Source organism: Dyadobacter alkalitolerans DSM 23607, assembly GCF_000428845.1.
In the GTDB taxonomy this organism is placed as follows: Bacteria; Bacteroidota; Bacteroidia; order Cytophagales; family Spirosomataceae; genus Dyadobacter; species Dyadobacter alkalitolerans.
On the sequence record NZ_AUAS01000002.1, the window covers coordinates 570,173 to 595,680 of the forward strand.

General features: G+C 47.7%; 18 protein-coding genes and 1 pseudogene. 6 read left to right on the forward strand and 13 right to left on the reverse strand.

Annotated features, from left to right (window positions below; genetic code table 11):
* Positions 1 to 81: 81 nt before the first annotated feature.
* Positions 82 to 324, reverse strand: coding sequence for a YciE/YciF ferroxidase family protein (locus G395_RS32655; RefSeq protein WP_051350014.1), 243 nt, complete (start codon positions 322 to 324; stop codon positions 82 to 84).
* On the opposite strand from G395_RS32655, the pseudogene G395_RS32660 reads away from it, so the two are divergent.
* Positions 261 to 401, forward strand: a pseudogene (locus tag G395_RS32660) (chemotaxis protein CheB); the annotation flags it as partial. The gene G395_RS32655 and the pseudogene G395_RS32660 sit on opposite strands and share 64 nt — an antisense overlap.
* A 123-nt stretch (positions 402 to 524) precedes the next feature.
* Positions 525 to 686 carry a hypothetical protein gene (locus tag G395_RS31985; protein WP_157486567.1) on the forward strand — a complete coding sequence of 54 codons (162 nt, stop codon included), beginning with the start codon at positions 525 to 527 and terminating at the stop codon, positions 684 to 686.
* A 162-nt stretch (positions 687 to 848) separates the two neighbouring features.
* Here G395_RS31985 and G395_RS0105610 read toward each other — a convergent pair whose 3' ends face one another.
* From G395_RS0105610 to G395_RS0105655, 10 genes are all read right to left on the reverse strand, one after another.
* Entirely contained in the window at positions 849 to 2,333 is a 1,485-nt protein-coding gene (locus G395_RS0105610) for a RagB/SusD family nutrient uptake outer membrane protein (RefSeq protein ID WP_026629163.1), read from the reverse strand.
* Positions 2,334 to 2,363: 30 nt separating this feature from the next.
* Positions 2,364 to 5,777, reverse strand: a complete 3,414-nt coding sequence (locus tag G395_RS0105615) for a SusC/RagA family TonB-linked outer membrane protein (RefSeq protein WP_051350015.1) — start codon at positions 5,775 to 5,777, stop codon at positions 2,364 to 2,366.
* Between the two features lie 93 nt (positions 5,778 to 5,870).
* Entirely contained in the window at positions 5,871 to 6,851 is a 981-nt protein-coding gene (locus G395_RS30990) for a FecR family protein (protein WP_051350016.1), read from the reverse strand.
* Positions 6,852 to 6,905: 54 nt separating this feature from the next.
* Positions 6,906 to 7,547, reverse strand: coding sequence for an RNA polymerase sigma factor (locus tag G395_RS28695; protein ID WP_051350017.1), 642 nt, complete (start codon positions 7,545 to 7,547; stop codon positions 6,906 to 6,908).
* Positions 7,548 to 7,794: 247 nt separating this feature from the next.
* Positions 7,795 to 8,775, reverse strand: a complete 981-nt coding sequence (locus G395_RS0105630; RefSeq protein ID WP_084439423.1) for a metallophosphoesterase — start codon at positions 8,773 to 8,775, stop codon at positions 7,795 to 7,797.
* Positions 8,776 to 8,820: 45 nt separating this feature from the next.
* Complete coding sequence (locus tag G395_RS0105635) at positions 8,821 to 10,872, reverse strand: CehA/McbA family metallohydrolase (protein ID WP_035360419.1); 2,052 nt, start codon at positions 10,870 to 10,872, stop codon at positions 8,821 to 8,823.
* A 27-nt stretch (positions 10,873 to 10,899) separates the two neighbouring features.
* Entirely contained in the window at positions 10,900 to 12,474 is a 1,575-nt protein-coding gene (locus G395_RS0105640; RefSeq protein ID WP_026629167.1) for a RagB/SusD family nutrient uptake outer membrane protein, read from the reverse strand.
* Between the two features lie 27 nt (positions 12,475 to 12,501).
* On the reverse strand, positions 12,502 to 15,918 hold the full coding sequence (locus tag G395_RS0105645; protein WP_169720005.1) for a TonB-dependent receptor: 3,417 nt from the start codon (positions 15,916 to 15,918) through the stop codon (positions 12,502 to 12,504).
* 160 nt (positions 15,919 to 16,078) lie between these two features.
* Positions 16,079 to 17,152: a FecR family protein gene (locus G395_RS30995; RefSeq protein ID WP_051350019.1), complete on the reverse strand. Its 1,074-nt coding sequence runs from the start codon at positions 17,150 to 17,152 to the stop codon at positions 16,079 to 16,081.
* Positions 17,153 to 17,230: 78 nt separating this feature from the next.
* A complete protein-coding gene (locus tag G395_RS0105655; protein WP_026629169.1) occupies positions 17,231 to 17,806 on the reverse strand; it encodes an RNA polymerase sigma factor in 576 nt (191 codons plus the stop codon).
* A gap of 314 nt (positions 17,807 to 18,120) precedes the next feature.
* On the opposite strand from G395_RS0105655, the gene G395_RS28705 reads away from it, so the two are divergent.
* From G395_RS28705 to G395_RS0105675, 4 genes are all read left to right on the forward strand, one after another.
* Positions 18,121 to 18,678 (forward strand): hypothetical protein, encoded by a 558-nt coding sequence (locus tag G395_RS28705; protein ID WP_051350020.1) that lies wholly within the window; start codon positions 18,121 to 18,123, stop codon positions 18,676 to 18,678.
* A gap of 98 nt (positions 18,679 to 18,776) precedes the next feature.
* Complete coding sequence (locus tag G395_RS0105665; RefSeq protein ID WP_026629170.1) at positions 18,777 to 19,910, forward strand: alpha/beta fold hydrolase; 1,134 nt, start codon at positions 18,777 to 18,779, stop codon at positions 19,908 to 19,910.
* Between the two features lie 229 nt (positions 19,911 to 20,139).
* Positions 20,140 to 20,364, forward strand: a complete 225-nt coding sequence (locus G395_RS31990; protein ID WP_157486569.1) for a hypothetical protein — start codon at positions 20,140 to 20,142, stop codon at positions 20,362 to 20,364.
* Between the two features lie 13 nt (positions 20,365 to 20,377).
* On the forward strand, positions 20,378 to 20,731 hold the full coding sequence (locus G395_RS0105675; protein WP_229203999.1) for a hypothetical protein: 354 nt from the start codon (positions 20,378 to 20,380) through the stop codon (positions 20,729 to 20,731).
* A 917-nt stretch (positions 20,732 to 21,648) separates the two neighbouring features.
* On the opposite strand, the gene G395_RS0105685 is transcribed toward G395_RS0105675, so the two are convergent.
* Both G395_RS0105685 and G395_RS0105690 read right to left on the reverse strand, forming a co-directional pair.
* A complete protein-coding gene (locus G395_RS0105685) occupies positions 21,649 to 23,256 on the reverse strand; it encodes an FAD-dependent oxidoreductase (protein WP_374754372.1) in 1,608 nt (535 codons plus the stop codon).
* A 64-nt stretch (positions 23,257 to 23,320) separates the two neighbouring features.
* Entirely contained in the window at positions 23,321 to 25,459 is a 2,139-nt protein-coding gene (locus G395_RS0105690; RefSeq protein ID WP_026629175.1) for a PKD domain-containing protein, read from the reverse strand.
* Between the last annotated feature and the right edge of the window lie 49 nt (positions 25,460 to 25,508).

Genomic DNA, 25,508 nt, shown 5'->3' on the forward strand with positions numbered 1-25,508 from the left:
TAGTCGGCAACCTGCCGTTTTAAATTGTAGGCGATACAAGTGCTGACTCCTTATAGAATCAGCACCTGTAACGCTGGATTCTTATTCGGCGCTTGCCTGCTCATTCACATAGGTTTCAGCCAGGCCGGTCAAAATATGGTCTGTTTCACCCTCCTGATCAAGTGTTTGTTGTAAGAGGTCTGCAGCCTGTTGACAGCCCAAGGTGCGGGCAATGTTTCTTAAGGTTCCATAAGATGCGATCTCATAGTGCTCAACTTTCTGGCCCGGCAGAAAACCGCTTCCGGCCTTCCGTAGATGTGTTGCATCGGTCTGCCGCTGTGGCATACGGCTCACATTCAATCGGCATTATCCTAAGTGGGATGCTTGATGATGGCACCTTGGGTATGTGGGCAACCAAAAGAAGCAAACCGCACCATCGTGCCATCGGCGCGTCCGCCGGTGGCCCGGATGAGCTGCCTATGGGTTTGGATCTCACCGGACGTGAATGTGAACAGGATTGATGCCGGAAGTGCGAACCGGATTGCATGTCGTTTGTTGGTGATGATCAGCAGCAAAAACAGACTATTATTAAACTCATTGATGAAATCGGCTTTGGTGCCATTGATGGTGGTGCACGTTCAGAGTCGTGGAGACAGCAGCCAGGCGTTTCTTCTTTATTACAACTATTCTTGTCAAGTTCAATTTGATGCTTTTACCAAGGCAGTCATTACCTGAACCGCAATTTTGCTTTGATGTGCTTCACTATGGCTGTCGCCGAGCAGCGTATTAAAAAAAATCGAGTTCCATTGCAACTAACTTATGCAATGAAACTCGATTGAGTGCCTTGAAATGAATTCTTGTACTCCGCCTCAGTTTTGCGTCAACAATGGATTCAGGTCGATTTCCGCTTGGGGGATTGGAAATATTTTATGCTTTTTGAACTGGAAATTGGTCTTGCCTTGCGCTGTAAAAAGTGGGGCCGCGTAAGCTTCGCCCCAGCGGATCATATCAAAGAACCGGTGACCTTCTAATGCCAGTTCGACCCTGCGTTCATGGCGTAATCGTTCTCTCAGATCCTGTTGACCGGATAGTTTGACAGGCGGCATATTCACCCCAGGCCGCGCGCGCACCTTGTTGATATCATCCACCGCCTCCTGCAAGCGCTGGTTCTGTTCGATCAGCGCTTCGGCGTGGATCAGAAGCAACTCACCATATCTGAGCACGACGTAATTGACCCCTTCTCCTCCAGTCCAGCCATTCGGAGCGGCCCCTACCGTAGCCGGGTCAAAGACATATTTCCTGGCCAAAAACCCGGTGACAGTACTCGGCCCATTCTTACCGTCGTAAACCTGACCGAAGCGATTATCGCCCGGCTTAAAGATCGTATAGCCGAGCCTCGGGTCACCGGGCTCATATGCAGCCACCAGTTCTTTTGTCGGGTTATTAAAGCCCCAACGGCCGAAGTCAAGGCTGATTTCTGTTCCGCCGCCCCAACCACCTGTCCGGTAGGCCTGCACTTCAAATATCGACTCGATCGTATTCTGATCGTTCTGGTTATTAAACTGAGCTAAATAGTCCGCATTTAGTTCATAATCACCTGAGTTCATCACCGCTTCGGCAGCCTTGACCGACTCGGCCCATTTCTGCTGGTACAAATACACTTTGGCCAGCAACGCAGTGGCCGCACCTTTTGTCGCCCGACCGATATTGGCCGAATTGCGGTAGGTCTTCACAGATGGTAGCAAGCCCGCTGCCGTGGTCAGATCTTTTTCAACAAAAGCCCACGTTTGGGCGTCGGTCGCGCGGGCGACCTGTGTCCCTTCGATCGTGGTTATCGGCTGCTCAATCAATGGAACTCCGCCAAACACTTTGACAAGATCGAAGTAATAGAGTCCCCGCAGGAAATAAGCTTCTCCCAGACAGCGATCTTTGACCCCAGCGTTTTTGAATGCGCTCGCAGGCATTTTGGAAACACCATCGATCACCAGGTTACACCGGGCAATCCCGCTGTATGCGCTGCCGAACCAGTCACGCAGATTCGGATTATCTGGGAAAATGTTGAAATCCTGAATGGCGCGCTCAGTGCTGTTGTTCGGATCGACTGGCGACTCCGTATCGTCGGAGGCCAGGTCGCCTAGCACCCAGGCATCATTGAAGTAATGTCCCTGCATCGGATCTGGCCTGCCCCAGAGTAAAGGTTCGTAAGCGGCATTGGTGAAGAGCACTGCTTCTTCCTCCGATGAAATGCTGCCCAGCAGCGTTTCACCTAAAGGCTTTTTCTCGAGATAGTCCTCACATGATAAACTCAACAGTATCGAGGCGAGTAACATGCAGGTGGTAACAAGATTTTTCATGCTATATTTTTAATTAAAAAATGTAAGTTTTTAAAATCCTACCGACAGGCCGAGCGTATAAACGCGCGCTTGTGGGTACCTTCCTTTATCTGCACCGATTTCCAGGTCGGCACCGCGACCATCCACAAAGTCGGTGGAAGGGCCCATTTCCGGATCAAAACCGGAGTATTTGGTAAATGTTAGCAGATTCTGACCGGTCAGCGACAGACGCAACCGAGAAACTCCAAGCCTTCCGAGTGCACTCGCCGGAAGCGTGTATCCGATCTGAAGGTTTTTCAGACGCAGGTAAGAACCACTTTCCACCCATCTGTCTGACACTCTGGCGTTGTTGTTGGGGTCGTTCAGATGAACTCTCGGCTCGGTGGTGCTGGTCCCTTCCCCTGTCCAGCGGTCGAGCACCGGTGTGAATTTATTGAAGAGATTGGTGCCGCTTTGTGCGCGCATGGCGAGCTGGTTATAGACATCATTTCCTTGCACGCCCTGCAAAAGCAGTGAAAGATCAAAGGATTTGTAACTTACATTCCCATTGATCCCATATAGCCAATTTGGTATCGGGCTCCCAATCTTAGTCTGGTCATTCGCATTGATCATTCCATCGCCATTCAGATCGCGGAAACGGATATCCCCGGGGGCTGTTGCCACTTCCTGTCTGGCATGGGCTTTCACCGCTTCGTTATTCTGGAAAATCCCATCGGTAACATAGCCGTAAAAGCTGCCTACCTCCCCCCCTATTGAAGTCCTTGTAAGGAGCGAACCTTGGGTTCCGCTGACCGGTCCGAGGATATAGTTGATGCCAGGGTTCAGTTCAAGCACCTTGTTGTAAAGCCGCGTGACATTGAATCCGGCGCTGTACTGCAAATCGCCGGCAGTTTGGTTGTAGTTCAATCCAAATTCCAGTCCGCGGTTACGGATCGACCCTGCATTGATACTGATGGTGGAAGCGCCCGAAAGCGACGAAACCGGCTGATCGAGCAGCATATTGCTCGTCTTGCGTGAAAAATAATCGGCCGTAAGCGTCAGCTTATTTTTGAATAAACCCAGGTCCATACCAAAATCGGTTTGCGTGCTCGTTTCCCATACAAGATGGTTAGAAGTGAGCTTGGCACCGCCTTTGCCGTTTGTGGGAATGCCTAACCCTTCATAGTAGGTTTGGCCACCTGGACCGAATGCGTATTGCAGACCGGTAGAAACGGTGTTGTAAGTAGCATAGTTGTCGCCTACCTCCTGATTTCCCAACTGTCCCCAGCTTGCCCTGAATTTAAGATCCGATACAACAGTTTGTTGCTTCATAAATAGTTCGTCTGACACGCGCCAGGCAGCGGAAACCGAAGGAAAATTTCCCCAGCGGTGCCCCTGCGCAAAACGCGACGTACCATCACGGCGAAAACTGGCGCTGAACAGGTAACGGTCTCGGAATGCATAGTTCACCCTGGTGATCAATGACAGCAGCGACCATTCCGACGCATTGCCGTTCAGGTGCCCGATGTCCACGCTTTGTGCAGCGGCCAGATAGCGATTGTTCACATCATCGGTAATGAAGTTATCTCCTTTCACTGTGGTAAATTCATACCGGCTCGACTGGGCATCGACACTTACGAGGGCCGAAAAGTCATGTCCCGATTCAAACTTTTTGCTATACGAAAGTGAATTTTGCCAAAGCGGTGTGTAAGAAAGATCGGCATACTCGATCAGCGAGTTTGCGGTTGCGCCAAAAGCGGGGATGTAATTTTTGTTGTTGGAGTAATTAATATCCATTCCAAGATTCGTCCGGAATTTAAGGGCACCGGTGATTTCATATTCTGCGAAAACATTCCCGAACAACCTGAGCCGCTTTCGCCTGTTTTCTGTCCTGTATGCCTGCGCAATAGGATTCGGATTGGCCGCGTTTTCGGAGAACCGGCCTTCATCATCATATACCGACTCGAACGGTCGCTTATATACGGCGTTAGAAAGAATGCCACCCAGCTCATTAGTCCGTATCTGATTGCCACTGGAATGACTGATCGTCAGATTTTGTCCTGTATGCCACTTGCGTTTAATTTGGTGGGTTGTATTAATGCGGAAAGAAATGCGGCTGAAATCGCTGTTCGGCAGAATACCTTTTTGATCCAGATATGAGCCTGACAATGCAAATTGCGACTTCTCTCCTCCGCCGGAAACGGACAAATTATAGTTCTGTGTTGTCGCCGTTTTGAACAGCTCCCGGAGCCAGTAATGATTAGCACCCAAAGTATCTGGCTGGCCGAATGCGGCAGGTCGACCGGAATTGACATAGGCCTCATTGATGACGGTCGCATATTCATTGACATTCAACAGCTTGGGTAAGCGCCAGGCTGACTGCAGGCCAAAGTAGCTGTCGAAGGAAACCTTCGTTTCGCCCGCTTTTCCCTTTTTAGTCGTCACCAGGATTACACCATTAGCGGCTCTGGAACCATAGATCGTCGCTGCGGCAGCATCTTTCAAGACAACGATGGACTCGATATCTCTGGTATTGAAAAGGTTGATCGACTCAGGCCCGGTAGGCGTGCCGTCGATCACATACAGCGGGTTGTTGTTTCCGATGGTGCCCGTACCCCGCACGCGGACAGTTACATCCGAGCCCGGTGCTCCCGAGTTTGAGGACACAAACACGCCGGCGGCCTGTCCCTGTATAGCCTGGTCAAGTCCCGCAACAGGCATTTTTTCAATGTCCTTGCTCTGTATCACTGATAATGCGCCTGTCACATCCTTTCGCTGCTGGGTGCCGTAACCAACAACAACCGCCTCATTCAACATTTTGACGTTTGGATGAAGTGCAATAGCCAGCGCAGTTTGACCTCCCGTAAAAATTTCCCGCGTCATATACCCAATGTATGATATGACCAGCGTAACATTATCCTGGTCCAAGTTGAAATCAAAGCGGCCCTTTTCATCGGTTATGGTGCCTGTCGAGGTTCCTTTGATCAGAATGCTCACACCAGGAAGTGCCTCATGCGTAATGGCATCGGTGACGGTTCCTGATATTTTTTGTACCATTTTACCAAGACCTGCTTTTCCTGAACCGACGACACTCTGGCTGACGGGCGCGGTGGAGGCTGACTCGGCTTGCACGCTGGTTTCGGCCGGAAAGGACATGCTTTCCAGTTTTCTGCTGGCGGTAATATAGTAAAAGTTGTTGTCAGCCCTGCGGTAATCCAAGCCATGATCTTTAAGCAGCGCCCGGAGGGATTCTTCGATTGTGCGGAGTTTGAAGTTATTGTCTTTTACCGATTTGTTGGCGATCAGCTCACTGTCAAACATGATAGACACTCTGAACGCATTTTCAAGGTCCGACAGCGCTTCCCTTAATGTTTTTGCTCGAATTTGCATATGGTCGGCCAGTGGCTTTCCGTAAATGACGGGATGGATTTTGAGACTCAACAGGAGCAAAATACAGATCGTCCATCGCAGCGATTTTGGTTTCATGGGTAACAGAAAATAATAGTTGACAATAGATTTCCAGTCGGCCTTTCGGCCGAATTCAGTGGTTACAGTGGCAATTGCCGGTAAAGTTTGGCGCTATTGTGCCTGTATCAATACATAGTTATTCTTGCGGGATACGGTTAGTCCAAAAGTGCCTGAGAGCGCTTCAAGGAAAACATCGATATCATGGATAGACGCAGTACCCGACAGCTTTTTGGCCAGCAAACGCCGGTCGCTTACACGGACATCGAGATTATACGTTTGCCGAAGCATTGTCACGATATCTGCGAGAGATGTATTTTCAAAAACAATCTTGCGCTCAGTCCAGGTGTTGTAAACGGCAGGATTAACATTGCTTGTTGCAATCTGGCTTCCGTCATCGGCAAATGCAGCCAGCTCACCAGGTACCATCAGCAGTTGGTTGCCGCCAACTGTAAGCCTGATTTTACCCGATTTGAGCATTACATTAGAACGCCCCGCCCGGTGGTTTACATTGAATTCGGTACCGAGCACTTCAATGCTTCCAGAGTTGCGGATCAGAACAACAAATTTTTTGCGGTCGGGTGTTTTTCTAACTTTGAAGTAAGCTTCGCCGTCAAGCTGTACCTCACGAACCGATTCCTGCCAGTTGCCCTGAAAGCTGATTACTGAATGACCATTGAGTACGACCTGCGAACCGTCCGGTAAGGTGATTTCTTTGAGCTCTCCATAGTCAGTCCTATACGTCACATGCTGATTACCAGGAAAAAAATACCATGAAAAGCCCGCAATCATTAACAATCCAGTCAGTGATGCGGCCAGCAGCCAGGCCCTGCGCCCTATGCTGCGGTGTGTGGGAGCCAGACGACCCTTGTCCAGTATCGCTTCTTCAAGCTTAGCAAACCTATGTTCCAGTTCCGGTCGACTGAAAGGTTCGATCTTCACCGCATTCTTTCGATGAAAGTCATCAATAATCTCTTCGTAAAGGCTTTGGCCATGAGGTGTATTCAGCAATTCCACCACAACCAAGCTTTCTTCGTAGCTCACATGTCCAGCTACAAATCTTTGAAAGAGGTCTTTGATATTTTCTGGTTTCAAAATCTTGCCGGTTTATAAGTAAGACCGACAACTCCGGGGGTACATATGCTGCTCTTAAAATTTTTTTTGAAAAAAAGATGTAATGAGCATTATTCCGAGGGCAATGTCGTATCGCATCAAATAGGAACGTACCGAACGGGTCGCTTTCACAATGTGATCATTTACCGTTCCCGTGCTGACGCCGAGTTCCCTGGCAACGTGCTCATAACTTTTCCCCTCGATCTTGCAAAGTTGGAAGATTTTTTTGCGTTGGGACGGCAAACGCTCGATCGCCTGGCTGAGCAGCATTTCGTACTCTGCTGTCTGAATCTCGTTTTCTGTGCTTGTGTGAGCATGGGGGATAGTGGCCATGATCAGGTTGTAGATCCTGGTTTCACGGGCGGCGCGGGAAAGCACATTCAGGGTTGTGTTTTTACAAATGGTGAAAAGATAGCCTTCCAGGTATCTGATTTCCAGGAAATCGGCTCGGTTTTCCCAAACTTTAAGGAATACATCCTGAGCAATGTCTTCGGCCAGGTCAGCGGATCTCGTAAATTTTCGCGCATAGGAAAAGATGCGGGGAAAATAAGTGAAATAAATCCATTTAAACGCCCCTTTATCGCCGCTGGCAAGCAGCGTCAGTACTTTTTCTTCGGAATATTCACTGTAAGTTGTCACGCCAGCTCCCGGTTTCTCGATAAAGTCGTCTGCGATCATTTTCCATTGCTTGAATAGATTCTTAGTCAGAACGAAAGTGTAGAATGATCACAGATTTCACCACAAATGTATTGAAGAAACTAAACCAACGCTGGTCTTAATAATAATATAATATCAGATAATGGCGATCACAACCGGCCTGCTATTTGGTTGCTATCACTACATTTATGGGGAGGAATTGCAAAGCCAGCTGCATTGCAGCATACAGCCGAAATGCAGCCTTAGGAGCCGGAATCAATGTGATTAATTACTCAGGCCGCTTGCGAGACCGCTCCTCGGATTGTTTGATAAAATCGATCCCGGTCAGCTGAAATTTCGATTTGTCTTCCTTCACCTTTTTGTAGTAAGGCGAATACATGGATGCTGATACAGTACCTTTTTCAATGTCGAAATCGAGCAGACGAATGTAACCGCCGCCGGCGTCCTCGCTCTGGTAATCCTGCAGGATCTGGTACACCTTGCTACCTTGATCGGTCTCATCAATTTTCCAGGCAGAATCCGCAACGTGACCGCTGAAAACGAAGCGGATATTCGGATTGGTTTTGATAAGTTTATCAAAAATATCCTGCGGACTGAAATCGCCATAACCGGAGTTGGTCTGACCGATTTCGCCTTTTGTGGTCAGATAATAATGCGTCACAATGATGGCATTATAGTTAAAGTACTGTCTGGCAATGTCGCTGGCCCAATTGATCGCGCCCATTCTAGGACAAAATTCCAGCGTGATCACCAGCCAGTTGGTATCACCTGCTTTAAATGTGTAATACGAATTGTCACTTTTGTCGGCCTCATAACGTCCACGCTGCGTCGCAAACCGGCTCACGGGAAAGTAAGAATTGAACTTCGCCGTTTTCCTTAAATTCTGGTTCACATTACCCGGCGCCGCACTTCCGCTCATAAAACCCACCGCCTCCGTATCATGGTTCCCTAGGGCAATGGCGTACGGAATGTGTTGTATATCAAACAGCTCGTAACCCTGGCTGGCCGTCTCATAATGGTCGAAATTATCAAAATTGACCAGGTCGCCGACGTGCAGCACAATTGGGATATTTAGGGAATCCTTCTTTTCCACTATCCATTTCACCTGGCTGTAAAACATATCCTGCTTGCCGCCAACTTCGTTTTGCGTATCTGGAAAAACAGGGATGGTGAATTTTTGCGCACGGCTTTGCGTGACGCTCCCGGCAATCAGCAGCAGAGATAAATAACTGTAAATGACTTTTTTCATAAAACACGAATGATTGTTTATTAGCAAGTACGCCGTGGCCATTTCTTACCTGCTTTTTGCAAATTGTTCCGACTCTTTTAAAGCCTGATGATAGACATCAAACCCATTTTTCACTTGCTGGGATGCATTTTTAAATGCCTGTGAAGACATTAGTTCGTTCAACTTTCCCTGTGACTGAAAAATAGAGGCGACCTGAACTGCAACGGATTCGTCAAAGGAAGCCAGCTGTTTAAAAAGGTTTTGTGTATTTCCCTGAGATCTTTCAACCAGATTTTGTGCGTAATGAAATGCGCTTGTTTTTTTAGTATCCCCATCGGCATCCACCCACAAAGCGCCGGAAGAACCGATCACCTGCGGGTTCCACACGCTGGACATTCGTGAGTAGGGTTTTGGAATAATCCAGAATGGGTGCAATGGATCTGGCCCTTCTGCGATGGCTACAAAATAGGTATCCTGCGAACTGATGGGAACTGTCCAGCTTCCCTCCCACTTCACCCCGTTCTTTCCGTCCTTGTTAATGCGTACTTCCCGGATTTTCATGCCGTTTGCATACAACGAAACGCGGTCTGCCTTAATCCAGGAAGGTCCCAGCACGCGTGCAGAGATTTGCATTTCCTTGCCCGAGGTCGGCGCAAGGTCGCCAGGGCCATATTTTCCATCCACCTTGATTTCAGCCATTAGTCCAAAGCTCACCATTACCCGGCCAGCCAGCAGCTGATCAACTGCTTCGCCGACATTGATTTTTCCGGGCACGTCGTCCCGACATTGAATATAAGTCCGCCCCTGCGCGACCAGGTAGCGCATCACATCATGCGAATCACTTGAACCGAGCGGCGTCAGGTAATGCCCCCGGTTAAGCAGGCCGAACCAATCCCGGTACAATTGCATAATGTCTTTTTGCTGCGCGCTCGAATTCATGACTTCCATGGCATTGGCTGGTAGTTTCCATTCTTGCAGATCCTGTCCGGCTATCGAAATGTGCCTTGACGGGCCGAATGGCTGGAAATTGTAAAAAATATTACGGCCATGATTCAGAACAATCACTTGCTTATTGCTATTGCCTAGCTCTTTTGAAACCGATGCCCAGTCTTTCACCTGATGGTCCGCCGCCTTCGCATTATCCGCCAGCGGAAATACATTGAAATGGCCCACCTTGGTTGTAAACTCGTTACCGGTTACAGGCGTAAAGACCGTGTCCAGCCCCATTTTCCTGATCAATGGTTTGGCGTCGTACACCATATTGTGGTCTGTAAAAACAGGCAGATCAATGCCTTCCCCGGCGAGGGTTAAAAGCCGCTCCTGTACGGTTGCATCTCCGTGACCCGAGTTCGTGAACGTGTGAATGTGCGTATCAGACGAAACCCAACCCTGGGTTGGCACTTCCCGGATGAGGGAAAAGTGGTGGCTTACCGGTTTATTTTTTGTTACCTCCAATACAACGGAATCCACGCTATACTCAAATCCCCGGCTTGCGTACAGCTTATATTTACCCGCAGGCAGTGAAAATGAAGCTGTTCCTTCTCCCGTATAAATACAGCCGGTACGAACCGCGAGCTGCTGCCCCGGCGTCGCCACAACGGGTTGCAGCGCTTTGTCTAACCTGGTAATTGTGATTCTTGCAGGAATCAAATGGTTAATCCCTTTTTCGAAAACGCCTACATTAACCTTCACTTCTTCCAGCAGCTGCTGCGTGGGACGGTCGAGCAATTGGATGTCACCGACCAGGATATCGTCCGGCAGCAAGTCCGCTTTGCCTGCCGAATCATACTTGATGGTTAGCACATTCCCTTTTGCCTTCAAAACATTCGGCGGAACGGGCAGATACCTAACACGCGCGTTTTCATCCTGATCGAGTTTCCCCAGGTCGCGGCCATTCAGTGTTACAACCCAACCTGCTTTCACATCTTCCTGCCTGAGACTTAGCGTGGTTTCCGATGCATGTTCTTTTCCGTCAAAATTAAGATCGAGCTGCTTTTGCGGTGTTCCTTTAAAGCTATCCCATTCCCGCGCATTACCTGCCCGCAAGTGATGAATCTTTTTATCTACCACCGAATCTGCATTGACGACCTGCCTGTTTGCCAGAACTAAGAAAGCCATCAGGCTTATTTGAAAGATATGCATAGGTTACCAGTTTGGGTTTTGTGTTAATCCAGGATTCAGGTCGCGTTCCTTTTGAGGAATGGGCCAGAGATAGTCCCGGTTCTTGTTAAATGCCCGTTCGAACGCAGGTGCTTCTACGGTTTTCAGCGTTCCGTTTTCCAGGTAAGTCATGCCATATACTTTGCCCGGAAGGACTTGCTCAGCCAGGCGCCACCGGCGCAGATCAATGTATCGTAAACCTTCGAAAGCGAGCTCCACCAGTCGTTCCTTGCGCACAATCTGCCGCATATGCTGTTGGGAACCCAGATTTTTCACAGGCGGCATATTGACATCGGCTCTCTGACGAACCAGATTAATTGCGTCCAGAACACTTTGATCCAGCTGATTGAGCTCGATCTTAGCCTCTGCATAGGTTAACAGAATTTCCGGATAGCGCATCAAAATAATGTTGATCCCGCCATTGGCCGGCTGGGCCAGGTCCTGAGGATTAATGTACTTTTTTACAGTAAAACCAGTAGTGGAAGTAATGTAACTGTAACCCACTGCGTCCGCCGTGCCGCTACCCGGATTTGAATTAAATATCTTCCCGTCAGGAAGCTTTTCGCCGGTTACGAAGACAGAGTACCTGAGCCGCGGATCACGGTTTGAGTAAGGGTCTTTGGGATCAAATCCGCTTGCAGGATCTGTAATGTCCTTTCCATTACGCATCGCATAGGCATCCACCAGCGCTTTGGTCGGCACAAATGAATTCGTACTGGCTTGCTGGCTGTAAGGTGCCATGGTCGCAAACACATTGTTGTTATAGTTGTCCTTGATAAACTGTTTGTCCAGAATCACCTCCTGGTTGTTTTCAGCCTCATAACTAAACAGTTTTTCATAAGAAGAATATAAGTTGTAAACTTTCAGGTCCATAACTTCTTTCGCTGCCGCGGCCGCACCTTCGTAGCGTCCCGCATATAGTAATGCCCTTGCTTTCAGCCCCAATGCAGCGCCTTTCGTGATCCGTCCCTTTTGTTGCGGAGCGGCGTTCAGCAGCCCGGCAGCCTCTGTGAGTTCGGCAGCAACAAAGTCCCAGACTTCCGCCACCGGCGCGCGTTTCACCTGCCTGCTTTCTTCCAGAGAAAGCTCATCGGTGATCAACGGCACATCGCCGTACAAACTAGCTAGTTTTGTATAAAGATATGCCCTCAAAAATTTCACTTCCCCTTTGAGTAAATCGATCTTTTTGGGGTCTGCATTCTGCACCCTGTCGATATTCTTGAAAAAACTATTTGCAGCGCGGATTCCTTTGTACGCATTGGTCCATTCCAGCAACACTTTTGCATTCAATGCATCCGTCTGGCCTTTTTCGATCAGGGCTTCGGTTGCAAAACTCTGATTGGTATGTCCGATGTCCGTCATGCCGTCCCAGCTGAAAATGCCCGGACCTTCCAGATACGTGTAAATTGCATTGGTAGCCATGGTCGCGTCCTGCTCCGTTTTCCAGAACAGCTCCACGGGCAGACGGTCGTTAGGAACAGTATCCAGCAACTCCCGTTCGCAGCCCGAGGCGGCAGCCAGCATTAAAATCGCAATGAGATTTCGTAAGGATGTATACATAGCCTTTATGATGTTTCTGTTTCTATATTAAAAGGATAGATTAACGCCCAGCGTGTAAAGCGCAGTCTGAGGGTAAATGGCGCCACGCCCCGAAACGGTTTCCGGATCAAGGTTCCATTCATTCAGCTTAGAGAAAGTAAGCAGGTTTGTGCCCGAAACATAGACGTTCATACGCTGGATAAATGCCCTTTGGGTCAGCTTGGTAGGCAATTGGTAAACCAGCTGAATGTTTTTCACCCGCAGGTATGATCCGTTGATCATCATCCGGTCGGACGAAGAAAGGTTTCTGAGATCCGATTTCAGTGGGCGCGGAAAGCGCGCATCGCGATGTTCGGGCGTCCAGTAATTGTTGGTATAAATGGCGTGGGTAAAACCTTCGTTGTTCCCCATTTCAGCCAGTGCACCGGCCAGGCGCGTTTTTACCTGCGCCGCTCCCTGAAACAGTATGTCGAGCGAAAGGCTTTTGTAGGACAGGTTCAGAGAAGTCCCGAACGTGTATTTTGGAAAACTGTTGCCCAGATATTTTCGGTCACTGGGATTGATAATACCGTCTCCATTCCTGTCTACATATTTAACATCGCCAGGTTTTGTCCCCGCTACAAGCGTCGGATAGTTGGCGATTTCGTCTGCGGTCTGAAACAATCCGTCTGTTTCGTATCCCCAATGCGAGTTAATCGGATACCCTTCACCGATGATAAAAATCGGGTCTGTTTCATCAGAACTGATGTACGGGCCTGTTCCTGCCAGGCTCACAACCTTATTTTTATTAATATTCAAATTGGCATTTACATCCAGAGCAAACTGGTCCCATTTGTTTTGCATGCCCGCCGAGAATTCCCAGCCATTATTATCAACCACACCTGCATTGCGCGCAGACGGGTTTAAGCCAAGTGTGGCGGGCACGGGTAGCACGAGCAGGATTTTGTCAGTCCGCTTTCTGTAATAATCCACAGTAACCGAAACTTTATTGCTGAAAAGCTGTGCGTCGAGGCCAATATTAGTCTGCGTCGTCGTTTCCCATGTAAGGTCCGGATCGGCTAGGTTAAGCTGCGCGTAACCAGATGCCGGCGCTCCGTCGAACGTATAATTGACAAGACTGAGCGTTGGGAAATAACTGTAAAGCGCCACGGCCTGGTTGCCGGTTCCACCCCATGAACCCCTGATTTTGAGATCATTCACATAGTTCCCGAGCTTCTCCCAGAACTTTTCGTTGGAAACCCGCCAGCCGAGCGACATGGACGGAAAATAACCATAACGCCTGTTTTCCATAAACCGCGACGATCCATCGTACCGGCTGTTGACTTCCAGAAGATATTTGTTTTGATAGGCATAATTGATCCGGCCAAAAAACGAGCGCAGACCCCATTGATAATCGGTGCCACCATTGTTTTTGGTATTATCGTTGGCACCCTGGCTGATCGACTGAATATTATTGTTATAAAAGTTCTGACGAAATGCATTTACATTATTTCCAACATTGCTGATCTGCGAGTAACCTGCCAGAATGCTCAATTCATGCCCTCCAAACTCTTTCGAGTACGTCAGCAGATTGTTTAAAGTGATTTCGCGCGAAAAGATCCTGTCCTCGTTCAGCGAGTTCATCAGGACATTTTTCTTGATAATATCCTTGTTGTAATAATCCCGCACCTCGTATTTGTTGGCGAAAGATTTTGTCATCGTATTGTTAAAACGTGCCGCAAACTGGGTCGAAAACATCAGATCTTTGGTAATGGACCAATTGCCTTTGAAGTTTCCGACGATGTAATCGTCGTTGGTTTTGGAAACGCCCGCTATCTCGGCATACATTAACGGATTATGCCCCTGCGCACTCAGTCCGTAAGTTCCGTCAGGATATTTCGGCACCGCCCACTGACTGGAATGGAACATGCGGTTGTAGATATTCTCGTAGCGATTGTTGTCATTTACCAGCGAGGTAAAATAGGTGTACCGGTAGTTAATGTCTGTATTTAAGGTGATTTTGGAGGACAATTTAAAATCTGTATTGAGCCGGATCTCATTGATCTTTGAGCCTGAATTTGGAACAATGGCGTCCTGATTCTGATGACGCAGGCTCAGCCGCGATTTTACTCCCTCACTTCCTCCGCTGATCGACAATGAATGATTCTGCTGAGGCGCCACACTGTACAGTGTGTTGAACCAGGTGTTGGGCAGCGGATATTTGAGCCGGTCGGTGGCATTTACATATTGCTGAATGTATTCTTCCGTATACTTCGGCGTCACGCCCGCATTGATCGCGCCGACATTCAGCATCCGCATAAAAGATTCCAGGTCCATGTGCGCCGGCTTGTTATTGGCCTGTTGCAAAGCATAATAACCGTGATAGTTGACCGCTAACTTCCCTGATCTGCCTTGAATGGTAGTAACCAGAATAACCCCATTCGCCGCCCGAGAACCATAAATTGCCGCTGACGAAGCATCTTTCAAAACGGAAATGGATTCAATGTCATTGGGATTGATATCGGCCAGCCGTTGCTCGATTCCGTCGACAATCACCAGTGGATTGTTGTCGCTCAAAGTAGTAACGCCCCGCACCCGCACGGTCGTGTTAGACTTGCCAGGTGCACCTCCGTTATCCACGATGGTAAGACCGGGCAACTGGCCCTGTAAAGCCTGCTGGATATTGGAAACGGGCCTTCTGACCAGGTTTTCCCTTTTTATCGTGCCCACCGCGCCTGTCATGCTGCCCTTTTTTTGGGTGCCGTATCCTACAACGACCACTTCGTCCAGAACCTGCTTGTTTTCCTGCAACACCACATTCAAGACAGACTGCGCCTGAACCGGAATTTCTTGCGATACGTAGCCAATGTAAGAAAATACAAGCGTACCCGACGCCTCGGGCAGATCCAGCGTATAGTTGCCTTCCACGTCGGTTGGTGTGCCGACGTTTGTACCTTTTAAAACAACATTAACACCCGGAATTCCACTGCCGGAAGCGGATGTGACCTTGCCTGAAATTTTGAACATAGCGGCCTGCTTCTCTCCGGCCGGGCTTTCAGCAGAACCGCTTTCCTGTTTACGCTGAATGCGGTAAATGATGACACTTTTATCCATTTGTTTGTAGCCAAATGGCAGTCCCTTTAATGTAAAGTCCAGCGCTTCGCTCACTTTATAACTTCCTTTGGGTAGGCTTACTGATTTGTACGAACTGATATCATACTCGTTGTAGGCGAAATTCAGCTGGGTTTGCTTTTCTATTTTTTGAAACAACGATTTGAGTTTTTCATTGCGCAATTCCAGCGTAACACGTATGTCTTCCAGCTTTTGGCTGCTCGCGGGTTTTGCCAGCAGCAGCCCAATGCTCATCAATAACAGAAACAGATAACAAAAACTCGCCCGCATCAGAAATGGCAGATTACGGTTTTGAAAAAGAGCGCGTAACCCTGCCCTTCCCAAACCCTTGGGTTCAGTAATAAAAAATTTCATACTTTGCATTGCTTTTAAGATTGGAACACGGTTTTACAAGCACCCTGATCCATCCGGCCGCAATCCGGGTGGATCTTTTGCTTTTACAGCCTTTACGGACTGCAGTTGACTTGTCTAACTATCATTCATATACGTCATGTTTAAATGGGCATCATCCGGTTTACTGGCAAGTGTTTCCTCCCTCTAAAACCACGGACCCGTCGGGTTGGAAGGTGTATGATATCTGATTGACAGCCGTAATCACTTTAAGTATATGCTCTAAACTCTCCCCGTTCAGGAATGACGCGCTGACGTGGCATTTTTCAAGATTTTCGTTCATCAGCGTTAGCTTCGTATGGAACCTTTGAGCAATGACTGACACTGCTTCCTGCATGGTCACATTATCCAGAATGATGAATTGATCTTTCCAGCCCGCAGCCACGTTTGCATTCACGTTTTCTTTGGTAAAATCGCTGGTCAGGGTGTTCACAACGATCTGCTGGTCAGGCGTTATCACGTCAAATGTCCTTTCTTCATCACCCACCTTTACCTTGCCTCTTGTTACCGTTACCTTCACCTGCTGCGTGCCGGCCGACGCTGAAATGTTAAAAGCCGTACCGAGGACCGTCGTTTTAACCTTCCCTGTATACACTATGAATGGCTGGGCAGGATCATGCTTTACATCAAAAAAGCCCTCTCCGGTAAGTGTCACCTCCCGCGCACTTTTCCCAAAATTATCTGGATTATAAGTGAGTTGACTTCCATTATTGAGCAAAACCATACTTCCATCCGGTAGACGTATGAGCTGCTTATCCGTAAAGCTGGCAAGGTGCGCGTCAGCCGCTGGAACGGTTTTGACTTCGTTCCGCGCACCAAGCGGTTGGTTACCTGAACGAACAATCAAAAACCACCAGGTTCCAAAAAGAACACCTGCAACCACAGCAGCTGCTGCAAGCCAGCTTTGCATACTAATCACTTTGACTTTCTGCTCACCGACAGTGCCGCTTAATCTTCGGTTGTAAATGCCAGCCATCCGCTCTTTTTCTTCCTGAGATGGAATAGAAAGCATTTCATCTTGAAGGCTTTGCAGCATATTCATTTCCAGAATATCATCATATTCGCCGGTGTTAATGAGCCGGAACAATTCAGCTGTTTCGCTTTTTGAAGCAGTCTGATTCAGGTGACGTTCCAGTAAAGTCTCAAATCTATTCATGAAATTCTCGCTGGATTGCTGCCAGTTCCATGCAAAGGACATGGCGCACAACCCGGTTTATGTATAAGAGAGCAAAAACGAAAGGAGTAACTAGTGGCGGAGATATTTTTTTAAAAAAAATTAATCAAGTAGCATTGAAATCAGGTAAACTAATCCAATGGTGTATTGTTGCAGGCGCAGTTTAATGGATTTGAGCGCGGCTGTAATGTGATTGTTGACCGTACTTGCCGATAGGTTCAGTATTCCCGCTACCATTTCATGGCTCAATCCCTGGATCTTAGCCAGTTCAATAACACGTTTTTGCTGCGGCGGAAGCTGTTGCAGGGCTTTTGCGAGGAGCTCCTGATAATATTCAGTCGTGTCAACGCCTTCCGTATCCTGACTTTCGGCAAATGCAAGCTGAGCTGTTGATTCCCTCGCCAGGTCTTTAATGTATTTCAAACAAAGGTTTTTGGTCATAAAAAAGAGGTAACTCTCTATGGCCCGGATCTCCCTGAAATCGGCCCGCTTATTCCAGAGGGCAAGAAAAATCTCCTGCACAACATCCTCTGCCTGGTCGGCAGAATGCAGATACCGGTAGGCGACCCTGTAAATGGCGGTGGAATATTGCTTGTAAAGCTGCTTATAGGCGATTTCATCCCCGCAGCTCACCCTTGTCAGCAAATCTGCCTGATCGGGTAATGGTTTCCTATTCAATTTGCATTGGATTTAGACCTTCCAAAAATATTGAAATAGCCGAAAAGAACAATAAAATACTGCTAACAGATAACAATTAAATAATATGTCGGATAAAAGAACGGATTATGTGGGGTGTGGCAAATTGAATTGTTTATGCCGATTGATCAACATTAAACTGTCTTGTCCAGAAATAAGTTGACCAATGAATGATTAAATTATGGATCAACTCAAACCATCTCATTTAATAACATATTGATAAACTTTAAAAAGTAGCATTGGAACGATATTAGTCATAGATCGAAATTCATATTTATTAACCAATTCATTTGATTATGTCTGATTTAACCAACGCCGCTTACACTGCTGGCCCAATTACCGGAGCTTTTAAAACAAGAGAAGATGCAGACCGTGCCTATGACTCTTTGATTAGCCGCGGGTACAGTTCAGATGAGATTACCGTAATCATGTCTGATGAGACTAAAAAGGCGCATTTTGTTGACAGTGACCATGACAGCGACCTAGGAAATAAATCTTTGGAGAAAGCTGGCGTAGGTTCTGCTATCGGCGGTACAGCTGGCGCTATCATTGGAGCACTTGCAGCCATCGGTACTGTTGTTGCTCTACCGGGTCTTGGCCTTGTTGTTGCGGGCCCAGTGCTGGCAGCACTCACAGGTGCTGGCGCTGGGGGGCTGACGGGTGGTATCATCGGGGCGCTTGTAGGCTCGGGTATACCGAAAGAACATGCCGAGCACTATGAAAACAGTGTCAAAGAAGGTGGCATTATCATCGGTGTTACTCCTAAGTCAATCCCTGACCGCAATGCAATAACCTCCGAATGGAGAACCTATCAAGTTCAGCAGTTACATGGTGGTGAAACAGAGCTGATGTAACTAAAAACTTCATAAGGCTATGATCGTCCGCATTTCACAGGGCAGTCATAGCCTTTTATAGATCCCCTATCCAATTCTACCCCTAAACTAATTGCTGTATGCCTATATTACTGCTCGCCTTACTGCTTACTAACCTCTCTACCATTGCATTCTTGGGCCTTGAAGTCTATTTAGGCCGTCAGTGGTATATACATAAGGATATCATCGGGGATCATGATTACGCCCAGCGGTGTTTGATTGCAGCGCTTGCGTTAATGGTTTTTATGATATTCGGCAAGGGTTTGATCCGCATCCTGTTGAGCAAAAGTATCAAGGGAGTCGACGAGCCTAAGGCCGAACGCCTGAAGGATCAAATAAAACTACCAAGACCTGACGGAAGTATCATCAACATCGAACAAGGTGGAGTAAAAGGCAAGCAGACCATTGTCTTTATCCATGGCTGGAATTCAAACAGCATGCAGTGGTATTATCAAAAAGAATATTTTGCCAGTAACTACCACCTAGTGCTGATGGACCACCCCGGTTTGGGCAGATCCAAACGCGCCGATAATAAAGATTTTAGTCTGAATAAGCTAGCTGCCGACCTGGATGCGGTGATAGAAAGATCTGGCGCAAAAGACCCGATTTTATGGGGACATAGCATGGGCGGAATGACGATCTTGACTTTTTGCAAAACATACAAGCATAAGTTGCCCAATATTAAAGGGATCATTTTAGAACACACCACATTCACCAACCCTACCAAAACATCAATCCTGAGCAAATTGTTGACAACAATACAAAATCCGGTTTTAAAGCCGATCTGCTGGCTTATGGTTGCACTTTCTCCGTTGCTGTGGCTAAGCAGGTGGATGAGCTACTTCAATGGCAATATGTTGATCATGACCCGGTTTCTCACATTTGCGGGGACCCAGACAGGTAAGCAGCTGGATTTCGCCAGTCGACTTGCTGCAATGGCACCTCCGGCAGTTACAGGTAGGGGCGTTCTTGCCATGTTCGACTACGATGCTACTGACATCCTTTCCCAAATTCAAGTTCCTACGCTTATCATTGGCGCAAACAAAGATCGTTTGACCAAGCCCGAAGCGAGCCTTATAATGAACCAAAGCATAACTGGTTCAAAGCTACTGCTGTTACAGCCAGCAGGGCATATGGGATTTGTTGAACGGCATCAGGAAGTTAATCAGGCGGTAAGCAAATTCATTTCCCTCCAAACAACAGGCAGACCTTAGCAGTATTCTGCTAGAAATCAGCTGTCTGTGAGTGTGAGCTTCATACAGATACTATGATAATTTTGTCCCAATGCTCAATAATAAGCCTTATCGTAATAGGACTGGCGCATCAGATTAAATAGTTGCAAAGTTCCTTTTATTTCATCGCAACGCAGGTGGCCTTAAATTGTGTCTACCTGGATAATTCCGGCCTACCGGATATCCCCTGAACAATCCCACCTGCATGATTATGAATTTCAACTTTACATCCTACGGCCTCCGGCTGCTTGTAATGCTTTTTTTTTGCTGCCAAATGGCGTTTGGGCAGGAAAAACCGGTTTTGTGCGGCACCCGGGATGCCGACGCACCGCCGCAAATGGCAGATGATGAGTCAGCTGCCGGCCATCATGGCCAGGTAAAACGCGCGCACTGCCGCAGGAGAAAAAAGAATATGCCGCGTTGCGGTGGAGATTGATTCGGATACTTATGTGAAATACGAACGTGACACCGCGGCGATTATCCAGACGGTGATCGGTAATGTCGAAAAATGTTCGAAATTTTTTGAGCGGGAGGCAAACTTCCGGATGATGGTCACGAGCATCCGGATTTTCAAAGACACCGAGCCGAATCCTTACGCCAACGCACACGACGTGCATGCCATGTTGACGATCCTGGCCAGCAGGCAGGTGTCGGACCAAAAGTTTGACAAACGCATCTACCTTTATACTAAGCCGGTCGGCGGCGGAGCTTCGGGCGTGGCGTTCATCGGCGGTGTCTACAATGTGTCGCCGCTCGAGAATGCCGCAGACAATATCCGAAATAGATTTTTGCAGCTCCTTTGAAACGTATGTGTCCGGAAGCTGCCGGAGGGAAGAAAAATCTAGTTTGTCAAGAATATGCGCCGGCAGGCAGGAGCGAAAGTAGTCCAGCGCCCCCCCAGTTGTATACACTTAGGCTACTGCCTAAAATATAACCAGAGCCACATTACACCACTTATGAATGCTAGGCTACCTGTAAGACGCGTGTTTGTAGCCGGCCTGGGCACTTGCCGAATTGACTTTTTTTCACTGTACGCTATCCATGCCTGGCTTAGATATGGCCATAAATGTGCTAATACCAGAAGACAATAGACGATTGCGATTAAACCATACCATGTTTTATCACTCCACATAAGCTCCGTTGTAGTTTTAATATCCTTTTACCCTCAAGTTAGACATTTTGTTCTTAGATTCGTCATTTAACATACAATCCGTTATAAGAGCAAAAACGAATTTTCTTAGCTTTTTACGATTACCAGTTTCTTTGAAGAATAAGGCAGTAATGACGTCTATATGGTTGCAAGCGTTTCGAGCAAGCACATTATCTGATCTCAAAAAGGGAGATGCGGCCTTCGGAAGTTTATCTAGAAGTCGGTTTTGAAAACGTGTCGCACTTCTCATTCATATTTAAAAAAAACATTTGGCCTTACGCCAACCAAGTTAATTGAAAAAAAAACAGGAGTGCCCACTACTAGAAATGGTCGGTTGCAGGCAATCAGGCGGTAATTGGAAAAATCTTCTGGATATTAAATAGACAGTATTGATACCTTCTGTGAGCCTTACATGCAGTATTCCCGACAACCCAATCCGTTATTAATATTAAAACTGGGTGCTATGACCAATCCGGTTAAAGATAAAGCAATTACTAATGGGAATAAACTGCCCTAAAATTGAACATCCTTGGCGTATCATATCATTTCACAGGGAAAAACGCAACGGACTTAAAGCTCTAACTTCTGTTTGTCTTTCAAGAGCTGCGCTTTCAATTTTGCATAGTCCAGATCCTGCACAGCCACTTTGGCATCAATCGCCTGCACCGCAGCGGAAGCTGCACTCTCTCCTAAAATCATGAAAACCGGCTCCATTCGAATGGATCCGTAAGCAATGTGCGAGCTGGAAAGGCAAACCGGAACCAACAGGTTTTGGCACTCTGCCCTTTTGGGAATGATAGAAGTATAGGAAATGCTGTAAGGCTTCTTGGGATGCACACCGATATCACCTTCATTCTGCACAAATCCATCTTCTTTAACATAACGCTGTGCATGGTGCGAATCCAATGCATAAGAACCCATTCCAATCGGTTGGCTAACCGGTTCCAGGCCAAGCGTGTGGTTTTCGGTCATTACACTTTCGCCGATCATTCTTCTAGCTTCACGCACGTAGATCTGGTGCGGCCAGCCGCCATTATCTTTGAATTCATCCTTGGGTAACCCCCACTTACTCATCTCTTTGCGTACATCGGCTGGAACTTGCGGGTCATTGGACAAGAAATACATCAGACCTTTCTCATACAATTCATGCGCCCTGATGATCTCCTTCCTCCTTTCGTAGTTGGCTTCTGGGTAATCATAGTTCTGACCAATGAAATCGGTGCTGAATGGACCGTGGTTGTTGGTATCCGTTTTCTTATTGGGAATAGGATCATATTTATCAAATGTTTCTGTCCAGCCCGCCTTGTAAACCCTTGCGAGCAGTTCGTAATTGGCAGGATCGTAACCTGCTGGTTTGGTAAATGGAATACGATTATCGGGATTTGCAGACAGGCATATCCGGAAGCAGTAAGCCTGTATTTTATTGTCGCCCGAACCATTTTCCGCAATCTTTTCATCACTTATATAAGGCAGCAAACCGCTTTTAGTGTCGCCCTCCACTTTGTATGGACTGATATTCTTTTGGAAGTGATGTCTATGGTGAAAAACGCCCGCCTGTACACCGTTCCATTTCTCATTGTAAACACTATTTGCCTCGCGACCGACGTGGTATTTCACACCTGCGGCAGCCATCAAATCGCCTTCGTAGGTCGCGTCAATGAACATTTTACCTTTGAAAGTTTTGCCTGAAAGTGTTTTGATTGAAACGATTTTGCCGTTTTCTTTCTCCACACCTTTTTGCCGGTCGAGCCACTCGTCACGGTAGATCTGAATGTTATTTTCTTTAACAAAATCCTCAAAAACCTGCTCCGCCGCGTGCGGTTCAAATATCCACATCGTACGTTCGGTTCCGTCCATCGCAGGTGTACCCTGACCTTTGTTACCATATTCCTCCTTTTTCTGCCATTTCCATGCTTCCGGCTTGTCGTAATGCAGGTACAACCGGTGGTAAAACTCCCTCGCCAGCCCGCCGATTACTGACTTATCGCCCGTGTCCGTGAAACCCAGTCCGCTTGCAGAAAGTCCGCCTATGTGCTTGTCGGGCGAAACAACCAGCACCGTTTTTCCCGACTTGCTAACCTGCATTGCAGCAGTGATCGCCGCAGAAGTTCCGCCGTAGATGATCACGTCCGCAGATTGTGTCTTTTGTTTTTGTGAAAAGCTTGCATTGCTGCACATCAAAACCAGTGCAGCTATATAGATCAAATGTTCTTTCATTTATATCAATAGTTAATCTTACCTCCTATTCCTGAACTCTCTTAAAAATAACCGCATCAACGAGCACCTGGCCTTCCGAACCTTCGCTCAGAATATCCACATAACCGTCCATTCCTTCCAGGAACTCAAATTTTCCAATGGAAAGTGATTCCGTCGGTTTTACCCAGATTTCCTGTTCGCCCTTTTTGGAATGAACTTTCACTTTAAACCTCGTTACCGCGTTCAGCTTACCATCGACCGGATACTTATCCCCATTTACAGTCGCTCTAAGTTGCGGGTCAAAAGGCGTTTGCTCTGAGAACAAAAGCTCGTAAGTACCTGCCGCAAGATCGGGTCGGAATCTCACAAATTCGTCTTCCGTGGCCCGGCCGCCATTGGTCAGATACAAATCACCGACTCCCTTTTCCTTCCATCTTTTAAACTGCGGCGCAACCCAAAAGTAAGGCGTGCTGTAAAACCGGTTTTCGCGCACGTCCGCATTATCGACGATCTCGCGTTTGAGGTTTCCGGTTTCATTGTGCGCCGGAGGATAAGTTGGGATCGTCAGATTTACCATCAGATACTGCACTGCATTGGCGCTGCCCGGAGCCTCTACACGAATACGCGCGTTATAAACGCCGGTAGGAAGTCTAGTCGCATCGACGGAGACCTTCAATTTCTGCTCATTCCCCTTTCCTTCCGTTTGCAGATCCAGCCAGCCTTTTCCGCTCAAATACTCAATCTTTGGCGCATTGATTTTAGCTAATTCGCCCGTTCCAAAATTCACCAGTGCCACCGTTTTTGCATTGGGCTGCGGCCTGGTTGGTCGGGCGAGAAAGTGAAGTGAATTTGGAATAAACTTCCTTTCCAATGCATACACATCCATCACATGCGCCGGCCTGATGCGGAACGAAGGTTCTTCACTGCAAGCCAAAGCGAGTGCAGCTTTTGACACAGAATTAGCATTCTGACCGTCGATTGTAATATGCTGCGTAAAGCTGTTGCGGGTAACGCCGTCGTCTACCAAAAGTGTTACCGGATAAATGCCCGGATTTACAAAAACATGTTTCGGATTCTTCTCGATTGCAATGCCGCCGTCGCCGAAACTCCAGTAGTAGAGCAGCTCGCGACCAGTAATTTTGTATTCGTTCCGCGATTTTTCACCATTGAACGAAACCCCGACCCCTGTCTTCCCCGGGCGTAGCGGACCGATGATCGCTTTGGTTTCACCGGCCCGCTCTCGGTTATCTTCAAAAGTCTGCCAGAACAAAATCCACGGATCGAGCAGAATCTCGGTTTCCTCTTCCTTTGTTTTGACCCGAAACACGAAATGCGAATGGTTGTTATTCCCTACATGCACACCCGACCCGTCCGAATAATACACGCCTGCGCCAATAGGCGTATGTTCCGGAATGCGCAGGTTGAGCATGTGGTGATTCTGAATGCTCCATTGATCGCCGTTTGCCCAGGTATGAGTGCCCCGCCACCGGTTGTTATTGTCGCCCTTTTCCAGGCTGAAAACAAAGTAATGATCATCGATCGGAAACGGCGTAAAGTGCGGTGTTCCTGCCGGAATGTTCAGATCCAATCCTCCGTGCAGCTCAAATCCGTTGTAGGCGCCCATCCAGCAATCGTCTCCATTGTAGCTGTTCGAAATGCGAAGGAAATTTTCACTGCTGGGAAACATCGTGTATAGTCTGGACGGAGCAATGCGGCTTGTCATATCAGTCACCGCAAAACGCGCGTGTTTGTGCGGCACCGATTCGCTGCTTTTCCCGCCGTGCTCGTCCTTAATGATCTGCCCGATCGTGTTCACCCCGTCAAACCAGATCCGCATTCCGTTGATCACATAAGGTTCATAAAAGCTTTCCTGAGACCCTACATAACGCTCCATTTTCATCAGATGCCCGTCTATCAAAACCTGACAGGTAAAATGGTAAAGTGTCGCGCCTCCCGGCTGATCTTCCCTGAGCTTTCCCAGGTTAGTAATGATGATATCCGACGATATTTTCTTCAATACCATCGTCCGGGTTTCGCCATTGCGGAGGGTAAATTTCAGCGTATCCTCCTTGTTCATTTCCACCGGCGTCAGCGTAGCTTTGGCCTTGCGAATTATGGTTTCGCCACTGGCAGAGCTTCCGTAAAACAGCAGAAAAACGATAGCTGCTAGATAAAATCGGAACATTGGTATCAATGGATATAGTCGTTGTTTATGCATCATTATTCAGTTTTCT

What these genes read in the sequence shown, in the direction of transcription:
- G395_RS32655 (WP_051350014.1), bottom strand. Translation starts at nt 324, where the DNA reads ATGCCACAGCGGCAGACCGATGCAACACATCTACGGAAGGCCGGAAGC.
- G395_RS31985 (WP_157486567.1), top strand. Translation starts at nt 525, where the DNA reads ATGTCGTTTGTTGGTGATGATCAGCAGCAAAAACAGACTATTATTAAA.
- G395_RS0105610 (WP_026629163.1), bottom strand. Translation starts at nt 2,333, where the DNA reads ATGAAAAATCTTGTTACCACCTGCATGTTACTCGCCTCGATACTGTTG.
- G395_RS0105615 (WP_051350015.1), bottom strand. Translation starts at nt 5,777, where the DNA reads ATGAAACCAAAATCGCTGCGATGGACGATCTGTATTTTGCTCCTGTTG.
- G395_RS28695 (WP_051350017.1), bottom strand. Translation starts at nt 7,547, where the DNA reads ATGATCGCAGACGACTTTATCGAGAAACCGGGAGCTGGCGTGACAACT.
- G395_RS0105630 (WP_084439423.1), bottom strand. Translation starts at nt 8,775, where the DNA reads ATGAAAAAAGTCATTTACAGTTATTTATCTCTGCTGCTGATTGCCGGG.
- G395_RS0105635 (WP_035360419.1), bottom strand. Translation starts at nt 10,872, where the DNA reads ATGGCTTTCTTAGTTCTGGCAAACAGGCAGGTCGTCAATGCAGATTCG.
- G395_RS0105640 (WP_026629167.1), bottom strand. Translation starts at nt 12,474, where the DNA reads ATGTATACATCCTTACGAAATCTCATTGCGATTTTAATGCTGGCTGCC.
- G395_RS0105645 (WP_169720005.1), bottom strand. Translation starts at nt 15,918, where the DNA reads ATGAAATTTTTTATTACTGAACCCAAGGGTTTGGGAAGGGCAGGGTTA.
- G395_RS30995 (WP_051350019.1), bottom strand. Translation starts at nt 17,152, where the DNA reads ATGTCCTTTGCATGGAACTGGCAGCAATCCAGCGAGAATTTCATGAAT.
- G395_RS28705 (WP_051350020.1), top strand. Translation starts at nt 18,121, where the DNA reads ATGTCTGATTTAACCAACGCCGCTTACACTGCTGGCCCAATTACCGGA.
- G395_RS0105665 (WP_026629170.1), top strand. Translation starts at nt 18,777, where the DNA reads ATGCCTATATTACTGCTCGCCTTACTGCTTACTAACCTCTCTACCATT.
- G395_RS31990 (WP_157486569.1), top strand. Translation starts at nt 20,140, where the DNA reads ATGAATTTCAACTTTACATCCTACGGCCTCCGGCTGCTTGTAATGCTT.
- G395_RS0105685 (WP_374754372.1), bottom strand. Translation starts at nt 23,256, where the DNA reads ATGTGCAGCAATGCAAGCTTTTCACAAAAACAAAAGACACAATCTGCG.
- G395_RS0105690 (WP_026629175.1), bottom strand. Translation starts at nt 25,459, where the DNA reads ATGTTCCGATTTTATCTAGCAGCTATCGTTTTTCTGCTGTTTTACGGA.